Origin of the sequence: Bradyrhizobium sp. CCBAU 11386 (assembly GCF_028128955.1) — a bacterium.
Taxonomy (GTDB): domain Bacteria; phylum Pseudomonadota; class Alphaproteobacteria; order Rhizobiales; family Xanthobacteraceae; genus Bradyrhizobium.
Genome location: NZ_LBKA01000228.1, coordinates 44,908 through 63,845, shown reverse-complemented (window position 1 = coordinate 63,845; position 18,938 = coordinate 44,908). Strand labels below are relative to the sequence as shown.

20 protein-coding genes and 1 tRNA gene are annotated in these 18,938 nt (G+C 64.2%); 8 read left to right on the top strand and 13 right to left on the bottom strand.

Features of this window, described 5'->3' with window-relative positions:
- Positions 1-94 precede the first annotated feature (94 nt).
- The 3 genes from fmt (at position 95) to XI09_RS21575 (ending at position 2,247) form a co-directional block, all read left to right on the top strand.
- Positions 95-1,030: a methionyl-tRNA formyltransferase gene (fmt, locus tag XI09_RS21585; protein WP_271568633.1), complete on the top strand. Its 936-nt coding sequence runs from the start codon at positions 95-97 to the stop codon at positions 1,028-1,030.
- A gap of 120 nt (positions 1,031-1,150) precedes the next feature.
- The gene (gene truA, locus XI09_RS21580) at positions 1,151-1,888 is read left to right on the top strand and encodes a tRNA pseudouridine(38-40) synthase TruA (protein WP_271568632.1); all 738 of its coding nucleotides are present in this window, start codon (positions 1,151-1,153) and stop codon (positions 1,886-1,888) included.
- 23 nt (positions 1,889-1,911) lie between these two features.
- Positions 1,912-2,247 carry a GIY-YIG nuclease family protein gene (locus XI09_RS21575; protein WP_271568631.1) on the top strand — a complete coding sequence of 112 codons (336 nt, stop codon included), beginning with the start codon at positions 1,912-1,914 and terminating at the stop codon, positions 2,245-2,247.
- Between the two features lie 142 nt (positions 2,248-2,389).
- On the opposite strand, the gene dapE is transcribed toward XI09_RS21575, so the two are convergent.
- The 11 genes from dapE to rpmH all read right to left on the bottom strand — a co-directional run bounded on the left by dapE (position 2,390) and on the right by rpmH (position 12,352).
- A complete protein-coding gene (dapE, locus tag XI09_RS21570) occupies positions 2,390-3,556 on the bottom strand; it encodes a succinyl-diaminopimelate desuccinylase (protein WP_271568630.1) in 1,167 nt (388 codons plus the stop codon).
- Positions 3,553-4,191, bottom strand: a complete 639-nt coding sequence (locus XI09_RS21565) for a DUF805 domain-containing protein (RefSeq protein WP_271568629.1) — start codon at positions 4,189-4,191, stop codon at positions 3,553-3,555. Before XI09_RS21565 ends, dapE begins: the two co-directional genes overlap by 4 nt.
- A gap of 242 nt (positions 4,192-4,433) precedes the next feature.
- Positions 4,434-5,279: a 2,3,4,5-tetrahydropyridine-2,6-dicarboxylate N-succinyltransferase gene (gene dapD, locus XI09_RS21560; protein WP_135179051.1), complete on the bottom strand. Its 846-nt coding sequence runs from the start codon at positions 5,277-5,279 to the stop codon at positions 4,434-4,436.
- A 262-nt stretch (positions 5,280-5,541) separates the two neighbouring features.
- Positions 5,542-6,234, bottom strand: a complete 693-nt coding sequence (locus XI09_RS21555; protein ID WP_271568628.1) for a pyrimidine 5'-nucleotidase — start codon at positions 6,232-6,234, stop codon at positions 5,542-5,544.
- 189 nt (positions 6,235-6,423) lie between these two features.
- The gene (locus XI09_RS21550) at positions 6,424-7,410 is read right to left on the bottom strand and encodes a DUF1036 domain-containing protein (protein WP_271568650.1); all 987 of its coding nucleotides are present in this window, start codon (positions 7,408-7,410) and stop codon (positions 6,424-6,426) included.
- Between the two features lie 155 nt (positions 7,411-7,565).
- Positions 7,566-8,453, bottom strand: a complete 888-nt coding sequence (gene argB, locus XI09_RS21545; protein WP_271568627.1) for an acetylglutamate kinase — start codon at positions 8,451-8,453, stop codon at positions 7,566-7,568.
- A 262-nt stretch (positions 8,454-8,715) separates the two neighbouring features.
- On the bottom strand, positions 8,716-9,081 hold the full coding sequence (locus XI09_RS21540; protein ID WP_271568626.1) for a DUF423 domain-containing protein: 366 nt from the start codon (positions 9,079-9,081) through the stop codon (positions 8,716-8,718).
- Positions 9,081-9,734 (bottom strand): ribosome biogenesis GTP-binding protein YihA/YsxC, encoded by a 654-nt coding sequence (gene yihA / locus XI09_RS21535; RefSeq protein ID WP_271568625.1) that lies wholly within the window; start codon positions 9,732-9,734, stop codon positions 9,081-9,083. Before yihA ends, XI09_RS21540 begins: the two co-directional genes overlap by 1 nt.
- Before the next feature lie 153 nt (positions 9,735-9,887).
- Positions 9,888-11,735 carry a membrane protein insertase YidC gene (yidC, locus tag XI09_RS21530; RefSeq protein ID WP_271568649.1) on the bottom strand — a complete coding sequence of 616 codons (1,848 nt, stop codon included), beginning with the start codon at positions 11,733-11,735 and terminating at the stop codon, positions 9,888-9,890.
- A 17-nt stretch (positions 11,736-11,752) separates the two neighbouring features.
- On the bottom strand, positions 11,753-12,190 hold the full coding sequence (gene rnpA / locus XI09_RS21525) for a ribonuclease P protein component (protein WP_271568624.1): 438 nt from the start codon (positions 12,188-12,190) through the stop codon (positions 11,753-11,755).
- Between the two features lie 27 nt (positions 12,191-12,217).
- Positions 12,218-12,352: a 50S ribosomal protein L34 gene (rpmH, locus tag XI09_RS21520; RefSeq protein ID WP_008542748.1), complete on the bottom strand. Its 135-nt coding sequence runs from the start codon at positions 12,350-12,352 to the stop codon at positions 12,218-12,220.
- 365 nt (positions 12,353-12,717) lie between these two features.
- Between rpmH and XI09_RS21515 the strand changes: the two genes are divergently transcribed.
- Both XI09_RS21515 and XI09_RS21510 read left to right on the top strand, forming a co-directional pair.
- Positions 12,718-14,217, top strand: coding sequence for a sensor histidine kinase (locus XI09_RS21515; RefSeq protein WP_271568623.1), 1,500 nt, complete (start codon positions 12,718-12,720; stop codon positions 14,215-14,217).
- Between the two features lie 271 nt (positions 14,218-14,488).
- A tRNA-Arg gene (locus XI09_RS21510) sits at positions 14,489-14,565 on the top strand.
- Between the two features lie 223 nt (positions 14,566-14,788).
- Here the strand turns inward: XI09_RS21510 and XI09_RS21505 are convergent.
- Complete coding sequence (locus XI09_RS21505; protein WP_271568622.1) at positions 14,789-15,430, bottom strand: hypothetical protein; 642 nt, start codon at positions 15,428-15,430, stop codon at positions 14,789-14,791.
- Positions 15,431-15,813: 383 nt separating this feature from the next.
- Here XI09_RS21505 and XI09_RS21500 point away from each other — a divergent pair, with 383 nt between their 5' ends.
- The gene (locus XI09_RS21500) at positions 15,814-16,221 is read left to right on the top strand and encodes an MAPEG family protein (RefSeq protein ID WP_271568621.1); all 408 of its coding nucleotides are present in this window, start codon (positions 15,814-15,816) and stop codon (positions 16,219-16,221) included.
- A gap of 121 nt (positions 16,222-16,342) precedes the next feature.
- On the opposite strand, the gene XI09_RS21495 is transcribed toward XI09_RS21500, so the two are convergent.
- Complete coding sequence (locus XI09_RS21495; RefSeq protein ID WP_271568620.1) at positions 16,343-17,248, bottom strand: LysR family transcriptional regulator; 906 nt, start codon at positions 17,246-17,248, stop codon at positions 16,343-16,345.
- 118 nt (positions 17,249-17,366) lie between these two features.
- On the opposite strand from XI09_RS21495, the gene XI09_RS21490 reads away from it, so the two are divergent.
- Both XI09_RS21490 and XI09_RS21485 read left to right on the top strand, forming a co-directional pair.
- On the top strand, positions 17,367-17,789 hold the full coding sequence (locus XI09_RS21490; protein WP_271568619.1) for a DoxX family protein: 423 nt from the start codon (positions 17,367-17,369) through the stop codon (positions 17,787-17,789).
- Between the two features lie 44 nt (positions 17,790-17,833).
- Positions 17,834-18,706: an NmrA family NAD(P)-binding protein gene (locus XI09_RS21485; RefSeq protein WP_271568648.1), complete on the top strand. Its 873-nt coding sequence runs from the start codon at positions 17,834-17,836 to the stop codon at positions 18,704-18,706.
- Positions 18,707-18,938: the final 232 nt, after the last annotated feature.

The window sequence follows — 18,938 nt, the reverse complement described above, 5'->3', positions numbered from 1 at the left end:
ATCCACGCCTTGCTTGCTTTGTCGCGAAGACCGTGGATGCCCGGGTCAAGCCCGGGCATGACGGAGAACCAGAACTCTCACCGAACGCAGTCACATGCCCCTTCGCCTCATCTTCATGGGCACGCCCGATTTCTCCGTGCCGACGCTGCTCGAGCTCGTCGCGCATGGCCATGAGATCGCGGCTGTCTATACGCGCGCGCCGAAGCCGGGCGGGCGGCGCGGCCTGCAATTGCAGCCGACCCCGGTGGAGGAAGCCGCGCGAAGACTCGGCGTGCCCGTGCTGACGCCGAAGACGCTGAAGACAGAGGAAGCGCTCGACGAGTTCCGCGCCTTTGACGCCGACGCCGCCGTGGTCGTCGCCTACGGCATGATCCTGCCGCAGGCCATTCTCGATGCGCCAAAGCTCGGCTGTTACAATCTGCACGCTTCGCTGCTGCCGCGCTGGCGCGGCGCCGCGCCCATCAACCGCGCCATCATGGCGGGCGATGCCGAAAGCGGCGTCATGGTGATGAAGATGGACGTCGGCCTCGACACCGGCGATGTCGCCATGGCCGAGCGGCTGGCGATTACGGACACCATGACCGCGGCCGACCTGCACGACCGCCTGTCCCGGCTCGGCGCCGACCTGATGGTGCGGGCCATGGCCGCGCTCGGCCGCGGCGGGCTCCAGCTCAAGAAGCAGAGCGAGGACGGTGTGACCTATGCGGCCAAGATCGACAAGGCCGAGGCGCGCATCGACTGGAGCAAGCCCGCGCACGCCGTGCTGCGCCACATCCACGGCCTGTCGCCGTTCCCCGGCGCCTGGGCGGAGCTCGCAGGCGTCAGCGACAACGCGCGCGTGAAAATCCTGCGCTGCGAGCTCGCCAAAGGCTCGGGCGCGCCGGGCGACGTGCTCGACGACCAGCTCACGATCGCCTGCGGCGAAGGCGCGATCCGCATCATCGAGCTCCAGCGCGAAGGCAAGGCGCGGATGCAGGCGGTCGACTTCCTGCGCGGCGTGCCGGTGAAGGCGGGCGCGAAATTCACCTGACACTGTCATACCCCGCGAAGGCGGGGTATCCAGTACGCCGAGGCTTCTCGGTTGACCGGAGGGGCCGCGGCGTACTGGATCGCCCGGTCAAGCCGGGCGATGACGGCAGAATTGGAAACGATGCCCCGCTACAAGCTCACCATCGAATATGACGGCGCGCCGTTCTTCGGCTGGCAGGTGCAGGACACGCTGCCGTCGGTGCAGGGCGCATTGGAAGCGGCGGTGAAGGCGATGACGGGCGCGGATCTGCGGGTGCATGGCGCCGGCCGCACCGATGCCGGCGTGCATGCGCGCGGCCAGGTCGCGCATGTCGACATCGAGAAGCAGTTCCCGCCGGGCCGCTTTCGCGACGGGCTCAATGCGCATCTGCGCCCGCATCCGATTGCGGTGCTCGAGGCCGAGATCGTACCCGATACTTTTGAAGCGCGCTTCTCGGCCGTGAAGCGCCACTATCGCTACCGCATCGTCAACACCCGCGCCAACCTCGCGCTCGACGTCGGCCACGCCTGGCGCGTGCCGCGCCGGCTCGATGCCGAGGCGATGCATGCGGCCGCGCAACGCCTGCTCGGCAAGCATGATTTTACGACGTTTCGCGACACCGAGTGCCAGGCCAAGTCGCCGGAGAAGACGCTCGACCAGCTCGACGTCGAGCGCGACGGGCGCGAGATCACCATCGTCACCTCGGCGCGCTCGTTCCTGCACAGCCAGGTGCGCTCGATGGTGGGATCGCTCGTCTGGGTCGGCGAGGGACGCTGGACCGCGGACGATCTCTCCGCCGCGCTCAAAGCCCGCAACCGCGCCGCCTGCGGCATCGTCGCCCCGCCGGAGGGGCTGTATCTGATGAAGGTGGATTATTAGCGTCTGATGCCGCCACTGGCGTCATGGCCGGGCTTGTCCCGGCCATCCACGTGCGCCAACATGCAACCATGCATGGTGGATGGGTCTACATCCTGGCGAGCGCGCCAAATGGCATTTTATACGTCGGCGTTACGAGTGATCTCGTGCGGCGAGTGTACGAACATCGCGAAGGGTTGGTACCGGGCTTCACAAAAAAGGATGGAGTCAAGCTGCTCGTCTATTTCGAGCGCTACGAAGACATCCAGACCGCTATCCAGCGCGAGCACAACATCAAGCACTGGTCGCGGACGTGGAGGGTCAGGCTGATCCTCAGGGACAATCCTGAGTGGGAGGATCTCTACGACACGATTGTCCAGTAAGGCGTGCCCGAACTCGCGCCACACCGTCATGGCCGGGCTTGTCCCGGCCATCCACGATCTTTCTTGTCAGTGTCGGCAAAGAACGTGGATGCCCGGGGCAAGCCCGGGCATGACGGCGGAGGGCTAAGCGGCAATTAGTGCCCTACCCAAAATACCGCGTCAAAATCCCCCGATACACCTTCGTCAGCTTCTCCAGGTCCACCACCGGCACGCGCTCGTTGACCTGATGCATGGTCTGGCCGACCAGGCCGAACTCGATGACGGGGCAATAGCTGGAGATGAAGCGCGCATCCGAGGTGCCGCCTGAGGTCGACAGCTCCGGCTTGCGCCCGGTCACCTCCTCGATCGCCGACACCGCGAGATCGGTGAACGGGCCCGGCTTGGTCACGAACACGTTCGAGTTCGACGGCTCCCAGACGATGCGGGCCTTGATGCGATTGCCGCGGGCTTTTGCCAGCCGCGTCTCGACCAGCTCGCGCAAGGATGCCTGGGTGTGGTTGTCGTTGTAGCGGATGTTGAATTTTGCGCGGGCCTCGCCGGGGATGACGTTGTTGGCTTTGTTGCCGACGTCGACCGAGGTGAATTCGAGGTTGGAGGCCTGGAATTGCGCGCTGCCATGGTCGAGAGGCTCGTCGGAGATCGCCACGATCAGCCGCGAAATGTCCGGCACCGGATTGGAGGCGCGGTGCGGATAGGCGACATGGCCCTGCACGCCGTCGACATACAGCGTGCCGGATTGCGAGCCGCGGCGGCCGACCTTGATGGTGTCGCCGAGCGTCTCGACATTGGAGGGCTCGCCCAGCACGCAATGATCGAATTTTTCGCCGCGCTCGGCGGCCCATTTCAAGAGCTTGATGGTGCCGTTGATGGAGACGTCTTCCTCATCGCCCGTGATCAGGAACGAGATCGAACCCGTGCCGTCGGCGCGCGGCTTGCCGCCATTGGCGGCGAGATGCTCCAGCACCGCGGCGACCGAGCAGGCGATGCCGCCCTTCATGTCGACCGCGCCACGGCCGTGCAGGAAGCCGTCCTTCACCTCGCCCGAGAATGCGCCGACGCTCCAGGCGCTCTCGTCGCCCGGCGGCACCACGTCGGTGTGGCCGGCGAAGGTGATGTGCGGGCCTTCGCTGCCGATCCGCGCATAGAGATTGTCGACGTCGGCGGTGCCGGGCTCGCTGAACGTCACGCGGTGGCAGGTGAAGCCGGCTGCGTTGAGGGCGTTTTCAAGCACCCCGAGCGCGCCGGCATCGGCCGGGGTTACCGAGGGGCAGCGGATGAGATCGCGGGCAATGGAGAGAGCATCGGTCATGCGCTCCGCTTAACATGCATGCCGCCGGGTGGGCTAGCGCTGGGCGGCACGAATTCGATTTCGGTCTGCTGGTCCCAGCTTTTTGCAGGGGGCGGGCCGTCCTCGGTCTTGGCCAATGGATCAGGACCGAACCGGTTATCGCCGACGCTGCCGGGCATAATGAACATCTCGACAAGCCCCCACAGCCACAGGATGGACGCGACCAGCCAGAACGGAAGCATCCAGTAGGAGTTCGGCAGCAGGTCCGAGAACTGGGTGTAGAGGCCGGGCAGGAAGAAGAACAGAACGAGCCACCAGCCGCGCCTGTCGCGATCATGCAGCCGCTTGATCGCAGTCGCGAGATAGATCCAGAGGAACAGCGACAAGCCGAACGCCTTCAGGATCAGGTTCGTGCGATCAAGGGACGCCAGCGAGCGATAGGCCCGGGGATCGACCAGCTCGAAGAGGTCGTCGAGGCCGAAGTCGAAATCGAGCTTCAGCGATAACTTCAATGCCCCCTCGGCGTCGATGAGATGGATCACCTGACCGATCACGCCGAGCAGAGCCGCCAGCAGCGCGACGATCAGCAGCGCCTGCCACAGCAGAGCGCGGTTGATGCGGCCGTCGAAGCGGAAGAGGTACCAGGTCCAGTCCATGGCGAAGGTTCCGGGCGGTCGGGGCCACCTGGGAATTGGTCGCGATGGAGGGAGGGTGGGTTCGATACGCTATCAAACCCGTCATCCTGAGGTGCGAGCCGCGCGGCGCAACGCGCCGTGCGGGGAGCCTCGAAGGATGAACGGCCGGGATGCAGCCGAGAGCCGGGCCGTCGCCCTTCGAGGGCCGCTGAAGGAGCGGCCACCTCAGGGTGACGGTGATGGGCTTGCGCTCGTGGCGCAGATCAATCCCGCAGCAGCTCGTTGATGCTGGTCTTGGACCGCGTGCGCTCGTCGACGCGCTTGACGATCACCGCGCAGGCGGTGCTCGGGCCGATATGGCCGTTCTTCATCGGCTTGCCGGGCAGCGCGCCGGGCACCACGACCGAATACTCCGGCACTTCGCCGATGAAGACCTCGCCGGTCTCGCGGTCGACGATCTTGGTCGAGGCGCCCAGGAACACGCCCATGGCCAGTACCGCGCCCTTGCGCACGATCACGCCTTCGGCGACCTCGGAGCGCGCGCCGATGAAGCAATCGTCCTCGATGATCACGGGCTCGGCCTGGAGCGGCTCGAGCACGCCGCCGATGCCGGCGCCGCCGGAGATGTGCACGCGCTTGCCGATCTGCGCGCAGGAGCCGACGGTGGCCCAGGTGTCGACCATCGTGCTCTCATCGACATAAGCGCCGAGATTGACGAAGGACGGCATCAGCACGACGTTCTTGGCGATGAAGGCCGAGCGGCGGACGACGGCGCCCGGCACTGCGCGAAAACCGGCATCGCGAAAACGGTTCTCGCCCCAGCCTTCGAACTTCGAGGGCACCTTGTCCCACCAGGTCGCCTTGCCGGGACCACCGGGAATGACGCCCATGTCGTTGAGGCGGAAGGACAGCAGAACGGCCTTCTTCAGCCATTGATTGACCTTCCACTTGCCGTCGGCCCCGCGCTCGGCAACGCGCGCCTCGCCCTTGTCCAGAGTCTCCAGCACCTGGTCCACGGCCTCGCGCACCTCGCCCTTGGTCGAGGTCGAGATGCCGTCGCGCGCGTCGAAGGCGCTGTTGATGGTGGATTCGAGGGCGGACAGGGACATCGGGATTTCCTCTTCGGAACGGGAATTTTGATGGATTGGGCGCTTTTTCGGGATTTGGGGGGACGGAGTCAAGGCATACTCGTCCGTCGTCCATACTCCGCTGTCGTCCCGGACAAGCGCGCCTCAAGCGCGCGCCGATCCGGGACCCATAGCCACAGGGAGCGGTTTGGCGAAGACTCGGAGTTGCCTTTCTCGCGCGACAACCAAATCCTGTGGTTATGGGTCCCGGGTCTGCGCTTACGCTTGCCCGGGACGACAGCGGTTATTTCCGCGACAGCCCCGCCAAGAACCCCGCCAGATCGTCCGTGACATGATCCACATGGGCGGCATCGCGGCCCTCCAGTTCCCAGTCCTCGCGCACCACTTCCTTGGTGCCGTCGGGCACCACCAGCACCGTGGTCATGCCGAGCTCGTGCGGGACGGTGAGGTTGCGGGCGAGGTCCTCGAACATCGCGGCGCGGGTGGGATCGACGGCATGGTCGCCGAGGAATTTCCGGTAGGTCTGCGGCGCCGGCTTGGGCTCGAAGCCGGCGGCGATGATGTCGAACACGCCGTCGAAATGCGTGGCGAGGCCGAGCCGCGCCAGCACCGCGTCGACATGGTCGACCGAGCCGTTGGTCAGGATCAGTTTTCGTCCCGGCAGCTTTGCGATGGCTGCACCGAGCGCCGGGTTCGGCTCCAGCGGCGAATGGTCGATCTTGTGGACGTAGGCGAGATAGTCGTCGGCGTGCACGCCATGCAGGGTCATCATGCCGCGCATGGTGGTGCCGAAGCGCCGGTAATAATCCTTCTGGATATTGCGCGCTTCCTCCGGGCTCACGTTCAGCCAGCTGCAGACGAACTCCCCGATCCGCGCATCGACCTGCTGCCACAGATTGACGTGATGCGGATACAGCGTGTTGTCGAGGTCGAACACCCAGGTATCGACGTGGGTGAAGGCGCGGGGTGGGTTCATTTCAATGCTCTATCTGCTGCACGCAACCGTCGCCCATTCTCCACCGTCGTCCCGGCGAAGGGACCCATACTCCCGGGAGTGGTTTTGCGAAGACTCGGAGTTGGCAGCTTCGCGCGACAACTTGCTCTTGTGGTTATGGGTCCCTGTGTCTTCGCCGGGACGACACCGGCATTTTTGGCCATCATCAAATCACGGCATCGCAAACCGCAGCGTCCTGCCGCCGCTCGACATGTCGACCGCGCCAAAACCCATCGCTGCAAAACCGCGCGCGCCGCAATCGGTCTGCTCGTTGGTCTCGAACTTGGTCTCGCGCGTGCAGAGCTGCCTGTCGCCGCCCCAGTTCAGCGGCTTGTCCTTCAGCTTGACCGCGCGGTTGTCGGCATCGACGGCTTCCGCGAAGCTGAAGGTCTGCTTCGGCTGGCCGCTCACGTCGGGGTGCAGGCATTTGCCGGGGTCGATGCGGTACCAGCCGCGGCTCGTCACCGACTTGCCGTCGTCGGTGGCGATCGCCGCCATCACCTTGTGCGGGGTGTCGTTGCACCAGGTCAGGCCGCTCGGCGACGGCGTCTGCGTCGCATCGACCATGGTCTTGAAGAAATTCGGCGACGACACGGCGTCTGACGAGAGCCCGCGGCTCTTCAGGAACGCAGCGAGCGCTGCTTGCGTCTTCGGTCCGTCGACACCGTCGATCGCGCCGACGTCATAACCGATGATCACCAGCAGCCGCTGGATGCCGGCGAGGCGCGCCTGCTCGTCGTCATATTCGGAATCCTCGGCGAGATACGTCACCAGATTGCCGTCGTCGCCCTGCGTCGGCGTCACTTGTGTGAAGGCGGCCTGGGTCTGGCCGCTGCGGCATTGCCGCGCAGCCGCGATGACGAAATTGTCCTGGGCGACGCACAGCATGTCGCTGCCGTTCTGCGGGATCGGCGAGGCGCCATAGACGCCGAGCGCGCGGGCGTTGAGCAGGATGCGGTCGGCGGTCAGCGTGCCCTGCACCACCACGCGGCAGGTGGCGGGATCGATCCTGAACCAGCCGCGCGTCGCGGTCGCCGCCTTGTCGTCGATGCCGATCGCGGCCTCGACGACATAGGACATGCGGTTGCAGATCTTGAGGTCGGCAAAGGCAGGAGCCGAGGAGAACAGGAACGAGACGGCCGCGGCAGGCAGCGTCATCAGGAAGCGGGTGAGGGGGGAGCGGTGCGGTCGCTGAACTCTCCGCTCGTCATGCCCGGGCTTGACCCGGGCATCCACGTCTGCGCCGCGAGAAAGATCGTGGATGGCCGGGACAGGCCCGGCCATGACGTTCTTTCGTCGATGCGTCCAGCCCATCACTTGTGGATCAGCGTCCCCGTGCCCTGGTTGGTGAACAGCTCGAGCAGCACCGCGTGCTGCATCTTGCCGTCGATGATGACGACGCCCTGCACGCCCTGTTCGAGCGCGTAGATGCAGGTCTCGACCTTGGGGATCATGCCGCCGGAAATGGTGCCGTCGGCGATCAGCTTGCGCGCGTCCTTGACCGAGAGCTGCGGGATCAGCTTCTTGGACTTGTCGAGCACGCCAGGCACGTCGGTGAGCAGCAGCAGGCGTTTTGCCTTCAGTGCACCGGCCACGGCACCGGCAAAGGTGTCGGCGTTGACGTTGAAGGTCTGGCCTTCCTTCGAGGTCGCGAGCGGCGCCAGCACCGGGATCAGCTCGTAGCCGATCAGCTGGTTGAGCAGCGTGAGGTCGACCTTCTCCGGTTCGCCGACGAAACCGAGATCGACCACCTTCTCGATGTTGGAGCCGGGATCGATCATGGTGCGCGTCGCCTTCGACGCGGTGACCATGTTGCCGTCCTTGCCGCAGAGGCCGACGGCCTTGCCGCCGGCTTCGTTGATGTAGCCGACCAGCGACTTGTTGATGGAGCCGGCCAGCACCATCTCGACGATCTCGATGGTCGCCGCATCGGTGATACGCAGGCCGGCGGCGAATTCCGAGACGATGCCGAGGCGCTTGAGCATGGTCGCGATCTGCGGCCCGCCGCCATGCACCACCACCGGGTTGATCGCGGTCTGCTCCAGCAGCACGATGTCGCGGGCAAAGTTCTTCGCGGTCTCCTCGTCGCCCATGGCATGTCCGCCATATTTGATGACGATGGTTTCCTCGTCATACTGCTGCATGTGCGGCAGCGCTTCGGACAGGATGCGGGCCTGGTCGAGCGGGGAGATGTCGGTCATGAGGCGGATCTCGCTGGCGGGACTGTCGGGCCGCGTTCTATCCGATTGGCGGGGGCAGCGCAAAGTGGGTGTTCGCTGTTACCCTCCCCTGGAGGGGGAGGGTCGCTATGCATGCAGCGAAGCGAAATGCGTAGCGGGGTGGGATGACAGTCTATCCGCCCGAGATGGTGCCCGAGTGGAGAGATCACCCCACCCCGGCTCACATTTCGCTACGCTCAATATGAGCCGACCCTCCCCCTCCAGGGGAGGGTGAGATCGAGTGCTACTTCCGTGCCACCACCGCCGCCAACGTCACCGCCAGCCAGCTCAAGATCATCACCGTTCCGCCGGTCGGCGCCGCATAGGGAAACAGCGAGTGCCCGGCATATTGCCGCAAGGCGAGATCGCCTGCGAACAGCGCGGCGCCGCTTACGAAGCCGGACGCGGCCACGAGGCCAATTCCGCCGTGCAGAAGGCCGCGCGCGAGCAATCCGATCACCGCGAGTATGGCAGTTGCATGAAACAGCAGCATGGCGCTCGCCGACGCAAGCCGGCTGGCGTCGCCGCCATGGGCGGAAGCGGCGGCCAGCGCGACGCCGGCGGCGCCCATCAAACCGGCAAGCCCAAGCAACAGGCGGTGCGCGGCCATCACGTGCTCCGCTCCTCCAGCAGCTTCGCCATTGCGGCGCGCAGCTCGGCCATGCCCGTCGCGCTCCGCGACGAGGTCGCGAGCACGTTCGGGAATGCGGCCGGATGCTTGGCCAGCGCGGCCTCGGTCTCGGCAATGCGCGAGGCAAGCTCGGAGGCCTTCACCTGGTCGGCCTTGGTCAGCACGATCTGATAGCTCACGGCGGAGCGGTCGAGCGTCCCAAGGATATCGAGATCGACGTCCTTCAGGCCGTGCCGCGCGTCGATCAGCACATAGACGCGTGCGAGGCTGGCGCGGCCCAGCAGGAATTTGTGAATGAGCTCGGTCCAGGACGCGACCTGGCTCTTCGGCGCCTTGGCATAGCCATAGCCGGGCATGTCGACGAGGCGCAGGTCGGTTTTCCCGGGGACCTCGAAGAAGATCAGCTCTTGCGTGCGGCCCGGCGTGTGCGAGGTGCGCGCCAGCGCATTGCGGCCGGTGAGCGCGTTGATCAGGCTCGACTTGCCGACATTGGAGCGGCCGGCAAAGGCGATCTCCAGCCCGTCCATCGGCGGCAGCGTCTGGATCGAGGGCGAGGCCCAGATGAACTGCCAGTCGCGCGCGAACAGCTTTCGCCCGGCCTCGATCAGTCGCTCGTCGGTCTTGTCGTTCATGCGAGCGGTCTATCCTCTCGTCATGGCCGGGCTTGTCCCGGCCATCCACGTCTAGCCACGGAGCACGCTTCCAAAACGTGGATGCCCGGGACAAGCCCGGGCATGACGACTTGGAAGCATTGTGCCCGCATTACTGGGGCACTTGCCGGACGGCTACGTCGCCTTCTTCGCGAACGTTGCCTTGAGATTGTCGAACAGCTCCACCTTCACGCCGTTGCGGCGCATGATGAAGCTCTGCTGGAGCACCGAGAGCGTGTTGTTCCAGGCCCAGTAGATCACGAGGCCCGCCGGGAAGCCCGCCAGCATGAAGGTGAAGATCAGCGGCATCCAGTTGAAGATCAGCTGCTGGGTCGGATCCGGCGGCGTCGGGTTCAGCTTCATCTGGAACCACATCGTGATGCCCATGATGATCGGCCAGATGCCGAGCGCGAGGTAATGGCCGAACACCGGAATCGTGGTCGGATCGAACGGGATCAGCCCGAACAGGTTGAACAGATTGGTCGGGTCCGGCGCGGAGAGGTCCTTGATCCAGCCGTAGAACGGCGCGTGCCGCATCTCGATGGTGACGAACAGCACCTTGTAGAGCGAGAAGAACACGGGGATCTGGATCACGACGGGAAGACAGCCGGCGACCGGATTGATCTTCTCCTTGCGGTAGATCTCCATCATCTCCTGCTGCTGCTTCACCTTATCGTCAGGGTAGCGCTCTTTCAGCGCCTGAAGCTGCGGCTGGATCGACTTCATTTTCGCCATCGAGGCATAGGACTTGTTCGCCAGCGGGAAGAACAAGAGCTTCACGATCACGGTCACGAGCAGGATCGAGATGCCGAAATTGCCGAAGAAGCGGTAGAAGAAGTCGAGGCCGAGGAACATCGGCTTGGTGATGAAATAGAACCAGCCCCAGTCGATCAACAGGTCGAAATGGTTGAGGCTGAGTTCCTTGTTGTAGCCGCCGTGGCCGGCGAGCGGGAAGTTGATGCCGACCACGCCGGCTTCCTTGGCGCCGGCGAACAGGCGCGCGTTCGCCGTCGCACTGCCGCCGATCGCGACGGTGACGGGATCGAGCAGGTAGTCGGTCTGGTAGGTGTGGACGTTGCCGCTCGGGTTCGACGAGAAGCGCGCCTGAAGCTGGGCGCTGGTGTCCGGCAGCAGCGCGGAGGCCCAGTACTTGTCGGTCATGCCGAGCCAGCCATTGGTGGCTTTGAAGTTCACCGTCTTGGCTTCGTCGATCTTCTTGTAGGCATATTCCTGAAGGCCATCGAGATAGCCGATCAGGCCTTCATGCAGGATGTAGTAGCCGGAGACCTGCGGGGTGCCGTGGCGTGAGATCAGCGCGAACGGATAAAGCGTGACCGGCGCGTTGCCGACATTGCTCACCTCGTCCTTGATGGTGAAGAGATAGTGGTCGTCGACCGAGATGGTGCGGCGGAAGGTGAGGCCCTCACCGTTGTCCCATTTCAGCACCGCCGGCGTCGTCGGCGTCAGGCTGCCGCTGCCGTCCTGCTGCCAGACGGTCCGCGCGTCCGGCAGTTTCGCCGTCACGCCCGTGGCCGGCACCCAGCCGAACTCGGCGTAATAGGGCTCCGCGGTGCCCGAGGGCGAATAGAGGATGATCGGCGGCGACTTCGGATCGACCGTTTCGCGATACTGCACCAGCGCGAGATCGTCGATGCGGCCGCCCTTCAGCGAGATGCTGCCGGCGATCCGCGGCGTGTCGATCTTCACGCGCGGGCTGGCCGCAATCGCGGTGTCGCGGGCGACGACCGGCTGGGCCTGCTGGTTCGCTGCTGGCGTTGACGGCTGCGCGGCGCCGCCGGATTGCGGCGTGGCGCCCGGCGTTGCGGAGGCCGTCGGCTGCGGCGTGGTCTTCTGGAGCTCGGCCTGGGCCTGCTGCTGGGCGCGCTGCTTCTCCATCGCCGGCACGTTGTAGAAATACTGCCAGGCGATCAGCACGAGGCCCGATAGAATGACGGCGAGGATGGTATTGCGATTGTCGGTCATCATCTAATGTCTCGTCATCAATCCGGTTTGCGGCTGGCAGCAGGAGCGGTGCCGGGCCCAATGCAGTCGGTTCTTGGGCCGCGTCCCTTTGACTGTCCCTTGTGAGATCCCGTGTGAGATCCCTTGGCCGTATGCCGCGCGGGCTTCGAGAACGCTATGCGCAGATCGTCGAGCATGGTGGCGAAGGGGCGCGAGAGCGCGTCCCTTCGGCCGACCAGTACATAGTCATGATGGGGCTGCATTGACACCGGATCGAGCCGCTTCACCAGTTCGCGAAGCCGGCGCCGGATGCGATTGCGCTCGGGGGCGTTGCCGTTCTTTTTGGTGACGGTGAAGCCTACTCGGATCGGGCCGCCGTCGTCGCGGGGGCGGCTTTGCAGGACGAACGCGGGACTATTCACCCGCGCGCCATTGGCAACGGCGAGGAAATCCGCCCGCTGCCTCAGCCGATCCATGATGAAATCCCAAAAAGGGGGTCTGGCTCAGGCGCTCAGACGCTTGCGGCCGCGGGCGCGGCGGGCGGCGAGAACCTTGCGGCCGCCGGCAGTGGCGAGACGGGCACGGAAACCGTGACGGCGCTTGCGCACCAGTTTGCTGGGTTGATAAGTCCGCTTCACGGGTTTTTCTCCGCTGACCGGGCAATTTGCCTGTAGAATTGATGGTAAAGTCCGGAAGATGCGGCCCAAAACGGGCCCTTTTTCGGCCCCAAGAGAGCCGCTCCCGGCGTTACACCGGGTCATCGCGGACAATTCGCGCGGCTTATATGCGAGCGCCCCCTTTTCGTCAACGCCACAAGAGCGCAGGATTCCGCTGAATATCGCTGTTTGTGCGGGGTTTTTAATGGTTGAGGTAGCGACTCGCCGTATCAGCGCTTACATCCCACGTTGGGAGATTAGCGATCCGTAATTTGACCGGACCGGGGGCGGGCCGCATCCTTCCCCCGCCAGATCGTTCACCGGCCAAGTCAATAAGGACGAATTTCGTGGCAGCGACAGACCTCCAGCCGATCCAGGATACGGATCAGCGGGACCCGCCGGCGATCCGGCCGCGCGGGCCTGCCGGGCTCGGGCTGTCGGGCAAGCTGCTGCTGCTCACCGTCCCCCTGGTGATGATCGCGGCCGTCCTGCTCTATGTGCCCGCCATCGCCAACTTCTGGGTCAACCGGCTGAACGACCGCGTGGCCGCCGCCAACACGGCGGCGCTGGTCCTCGACGCCGCGCCGCTCGGCATGGTTCCCGATTCACTGTCGCGCGAGATCCTGAAAAGCATCAATGCCCGCGCCGTCGCCATCAAGATGGGCCAGCAGCGCCGGCTGCTCGCCAGCGACAATCTGCCGGCCGCGATCGAGCACGACGTTGACCTCCGCGACATGACCGTGTGGGAGGCGATCACCGGCTCGTTCCAGATGATGCTGGAGACCGGCAATCAGGCCATCCGCATCGTCGGCCCCGGCGTCGGCAATGCCCAGTTCGTCGAGATCGTGACCGATGAATTGCCGCTGCGGCAGTCGATGTACCGCTTCTCGCGCAATGTCGTCGTGGTCGCGCTGATCATCGGGGTGCTGACCGCGGGCCTCGTCTATCTCGCGCTCCACTATCTCTTCGTGCGGCCGATGCGGCGGCTGACCGCGAGCCTGGTCGGCTTCCACGAAAACCCCGAGAGCTCGGCGCGGATCATCGTGCCGAGCCAGCGCAGCGACGAGATCGGGGTCGCCGAACGCGAATTGTCGGACATGCAGCGCGATTTGATGTCGATGCTGCATCAGAAGAGCCGGCTTGCCGCGCTCGGCCTCGCCGTCTCCAAGATCAACCACGATCTGCGCAATTTGCTCGCGTCGGCGCAGCTTCTGTCGGACCAGCTTGCCAGCGTGCCGGATCCACGGGTGCAGCGCTTTGCGCCCAAGCTCGTGCGCTCGCTCGAGCGCGCCATCGCCTTCTGCCAGTCGACGCTGTCCTACGGCCGCGCCCAGGAGGCCTCGCCCGACCGCCGCATGATCCTGATCGAGCCTGTCGTGCTCGAGGTGCGCGAGACCGCGGGCCTTGCCAGCGATGCCTCGATCGCCTGGGTCGCCGCGATCGAGCGCGGGCTCGCGGTCGATGCCGACCCCGACCAGCTGTTCCGCGTGCTGCTCAACCTCGTCCGCAACGCCGCCCAGGCGCTGGAAAGCCATTCCTCCGGCGACGGCGGGGTGCAGCAGATCCGGATCACGGGCAAGCGCGAGGGCGCCGTCGCCATCCTGGAGGTCTCCGACACCGGTCCCGGCGTCCCCCAGAAGACGAGGGACCATCTGTTTGAGGCGTTCCAGACCTCGGGGCGCCCCGGCGGCAGCGGCCTTGGCCTCGCCATCGCCGCCGAGCTCGTCCGCGCCCATGGCGGCGACATCCATCTGGTCGAAGGCACCATCGGCGCCACCTTCCGGGTCGTCATCCCCGACCGCCCCGTGGAACTGCTCTCCATCCGCAACGAGCGGGCGCGCGCGTAAGTCGCCCAGCGGCCGACCGCCTCTCGTCATTCCGGGACGACCCGAAGGGTCGGGCCCGGAATCCATAACCCCCGCTGGTGGTTATGGATTCCGGGCTCGCGACTTCGCCGCGCCCCGGAATGACGGCCAGGGAGGTGGAAATATGCGAAAATCTCCCCATCCCGGACCTTGCCAACCGGGACAAGAGCGGTTAGTCAGAGCGCTCTTTCGCACCCCTCCGGCGCTGTCCGGAGGCTGCCTGCGGGCCCAGCCCGCACTGTCCGCGAAAAACGCGCCCGTAGCTCAGCTGGATAGAGCATCAGACTACGAATCTGAGGGTCGGACGTTCGAATCGTTCCGGGCGCGCCATTCTACGCTGTAGCGCCGGACAGCGGCCTGCCGGCCTACTTGCCCGCGCAGGCGTGCTTCGCTATGACGCGACCCCGACCCTGCCATGATGCATGGGCCATCGGGGGTTACGCGTCCGGCTTGAGAGAGCCCTTGCATCGGTGCACTTCTGCGAGGCGCGTAGCTCCGTGCTCGTTCTGGCACGCATGGGAAATCGTAACCGCCTCGCCTCGGAGAGTCCCTGTCAATTCCGGTCGAACTTCTCTTGCCGCCAAAGACACGCGGCGATCCACACGCAGCCGACTGCGACCAGTAATCCATGCGCAATGCGGAGGGGCTGCGCGCCGAGGAATTGCGGAATGTATAAGGACATCCCGACGGCGAAGGGAACGCCGCTTGCCTTCGGATAGCGACCGGAGCGCCAAAGCGCCGTTGCGGTTGCAATCGCGGCAGCGGCAAGGAGCAGCAGACCGGCAAGGAACATGACAAGGCCAGGGCCGGAACGGATGATCTCGACCAGGCCGAGCGGAGAGTCAGAGTGCTGCCGCATCGCTTCCTGTCCCAGCGCGTGAAGGCCATAGGCTTCGCCGCCGTAGAACGGCAGCGTAAAGCCTGTGCCAATCATGCTTAGGACGAGGGCGACAAAGAGCAGCCGTTCGGCCGACGTTCCGAGGAGAGAGCGTTGCAGCCCGAGCAGACTCACCGGCAATAAGGTAAACGCCACCATCGCAAGCATGTGGGAAACTAACCATGCCCCAGATCCAAAGGCCGCGGCACCCAGCAGCGACCTCTCGTCGGAGAATGGGCGAAGTGCCGGGTAGGTCACGAACAGGATCCCGGAGATGACAAGAGCGCCGGCGCTCAAGCGGATACGGTTCGCAGACATCGGTTCCTCTGAGGCGACTACATGAGCATGACCTCGCAACCATGCGCCTCAAGCGCAGCGTTTCCGAGAGGGCACGCGAAGTCGGGATGGCTTCTTCGCAAATTCGGATGGTTCATCATAGTGCCACGGCGAAGCAATAGTGCCCATCTTCATCGGCAATGGCGCGCCATTTCGTATACGCTATTGTATTGACCGCCCAATCTCGCCGATTCTGCGAATTCAGGGCAAAGAAGCAGCGACGGAAGCGGGATTCCTAGAGGACCGCTTACCGACCGTCGTGCAATGACTTCGCTGTTTCACAGTCCCAATGCGCTCAATCAAGCGAGAAATGCGGATTCACGCGGCACGCTAAAAGCCAGCCGCACCTTTTTGGAAGAGTATCCATGATGGGCATCAGCTTCGAACTAATGGTACTGGCAGCCGCAAGCCTTTGGGGCTTCCTTCAGCTCGTCGCTGCGGCGCAGGCCGCAAACGCGCAGCACGGCCTCAAATGGGCTGCAAGCCCGCGCGATGTCGAGATGCCGTCGCTCGCACCCATCCCCGGGCGTATCAACCGTAACTTCCGCAACTACATGGAGACGTTTCCATTCTTTGCCGCGGCGGTTCTCACTTCACAGGCGGCAGGCGTTCATAATGAGCTGACCCATTGGGGGGCGATCGCCTATATCGGCGGGCGCATCGCTTACACCGCGCTCTACATATCCGGAATACCGCTCATCCGCTCGCTGTTCTGGAACATTGCGGCTTTTGGCGCGCTCGCCGTCCTGGCGGCGCCTTTCGTATCACGCTGAAGCACCCAACGGCACAGGCTGCGAGCGTAGGCACCCTGCGCACCGCGGCGCGCAACATCGCACGCCCCAAGACATAACTTCAGAATGTTGATTCGAGGGCCGGACAAAGATGTCCGTCTCGCTATTCCAGATACGGCGTCAGCACATCTTCGATCCATTTCATGAATGCGCGGACTCGGCGCGACAGATTGCGCCGATGCGCTACTACGAGGGACACGGCGAGCGCCCGGCGACAAAAATCGGGTATGATCTCCACAAGCGCTCCACTCTCTAAGTATCGGCCAATCCCCAAGAGCGGCGCCTGAATCAGGCCAAGGCCGGCGAGAGCAGCGGCTTCGTAGGTCTGCGCGCTGTTGACGTGTAACGCACCTGGCAACTGAAGCGTCGCGTAGCTGTCGCCGTCCGGATATTCCCATCCATAGGGTCTTGCGCCCAGCATCGTCGAAAAATGAATTGTCCGATGTTCCTGACGCTGGAGATCTTCTAGCGATCGAGGGACGCCATAGCGCGCCAGATAGGCAGGACTGGCGGCGTTGACCATGCGTAACTTGCCCAGCGGGCGGGCAATCAGCGTCTCGTCCCCTATGGGGCCAAGCCGCAATACACAGTCGAACCCCTCTTGAACCAGATCGACTTGCCGATCCGTACTCGACACCTCCAGCTCCAATTCGGGGTGAGTCGCCATGAAATCCGGCAAGGCCGGCACGATGGTTGTGCGCGCCACCTCGGTCGGAAGATCGACCCGCAAACGCCCGCGAAGTGCCACGCGATCGCCTGCGAACATCGAGTGTAGGTCATCGACTTCAGCAAGAAGATCGCGGGCACGGGCATGAAATGCGCGTCCGTCCTCCGTCAACTGCACGCTGCGCGTCGTCCGGTGCAGGAGCCTGACACCGACATCTTCTTCCAGCTTCCGGACCGCCGTTGAGGCCCTCCCCTTTTGGATGCCCAGGCTATCGGCCGCGTGGGTGAAGCTCCCCATTTCCGCGACCGTTATGAATATGAGGATGGGTTCGAGATTCTGCATTTTCGTCCCTCGGCATTGTTCGCCACAGAGAGAACAGTGTGTTCACTTTCTCGGTGTTTATAACGCCCACGAGACACAATAGCTTCCGAATATGGGATCCCCCATCGGAGGACGACAAATGTCCGAAACTATGAACCTGCATCAGCTGCCTGAGACTTTGACCTTGCATCGCGCCCTGTGGGCCGGCCGGACAATGAGCGCGTTTATCGTGATCGCTCTGGTAGCAGACGGCACTATTCAGCTTTTCGCGCCGGCACAGATCGCGAGCATGTTGCAGGAAACCGGGTTCGCGATGGACCTGACCCGTGTCGTGGGTCCGATCATACTCGCCTGCGCCGTCCTTTATGCCATCCCGGCCACTGCCGTCCTCGGCGCGATCCTGGTGACGGGCTTTTTGGGAGGCGCCATCTGCGCCCATGTCCGCATTGGTGAGTTGGGGTCGCCGCCGGAAATCATTTCCCTGCTTCTGGGCGCGATGACATGGGGCGGCCTCTACGCGCGCGATTCCCGAATCCGGGCCATTCTGCCGCTCATCCGTTGAACCAACAGGGGCAGGCTCTGTCCCTCAAGATCAGGAGAAAACGCATGTTTTTAGTAATGGGAATCACGGGAAAAGTGGGCGGCGCAACGGCAGAACATCTGTTGGCGCGCGGCAAGGAAGTCCGCGCGCTGGTCCGCAATCGCGAGAATGCGTCGAGCTGGGCGAACCGGGGCGTGGAACTGGTTGACGGTGATTGGAATGATTCGGCAGCCATCGAGCGGGCGCTCAAAGGCGTCGAAGGCGCGTTTGTCATGTTGCCGGCCGTCTGGGCTCCCTCGCCCGATTACAAAGAAGCCAAGGTTGTGATTGCGAACTATGTCGAGGCGCTCACCAAGGCAGCGCCGCCGCGGGTGGTAGCGCTTTCGTCGATGGGCGCGAACAGGACCAGCGGGCTTGGCATGATCACGGCCTTGTCGCTTCTGGAGCAAGGTTTTCGCGACCTGATATCGCCGATCGCATTTGTGCGCGCAGGTGGATTCTTCGAAAACTTCCTCTACGGCTTGCAGGTCGCCCAGGGCGGAACGCTACCGGTCTACTACAATCCGACAAACCGGAAATCGACCATGGTCGCGACGAACGACATCGGCACGGAGGTCGCAACCCTTTTGACCGGGCCAGCGTGGTCAGGGCAGCGCGTCGTCGAGCTTGGTTCGATGGTCACCGCGGATGAAGTCGCGGAGCAATTGGGTGAAGTCCTGAATCTCGACGTGAAAGCCTTTGCAGTCCCGCGTGCAGGGTGGGCGGAAGCGTTCGAGCAATTCGGCATCCCGAAGGGCCACACCGGACCTGCCGAAGAAATGTTTGAGGCCGTGAATGCAGGATGGATGGACCTTGGAGTCGAGGGTACGGAGCACGTAGCGGGTACGACGTCCGCACGCGACGTCTTCGCGGCGGCCCAGAAGGCCGTGACGGCGTGAACCGCGACGTTCACACCATGAAGATCGAGATCGAACATGAAGGTTCTTGTTTGGGCGCAACGGGCGGAACCGGACGGCTGATCGTCCGCGCATGAGGCGAAGTGCAATATCGCAGGACGTCGCAGATTTGCCGATTGGTGCGGCATCATAGCGCCACGGCGAAGCAGTAGTGCCCATCTTCATCGGCCGTGGCGCGCCATTTTCCCACCATTCAGTACAAACCTCAGTACAA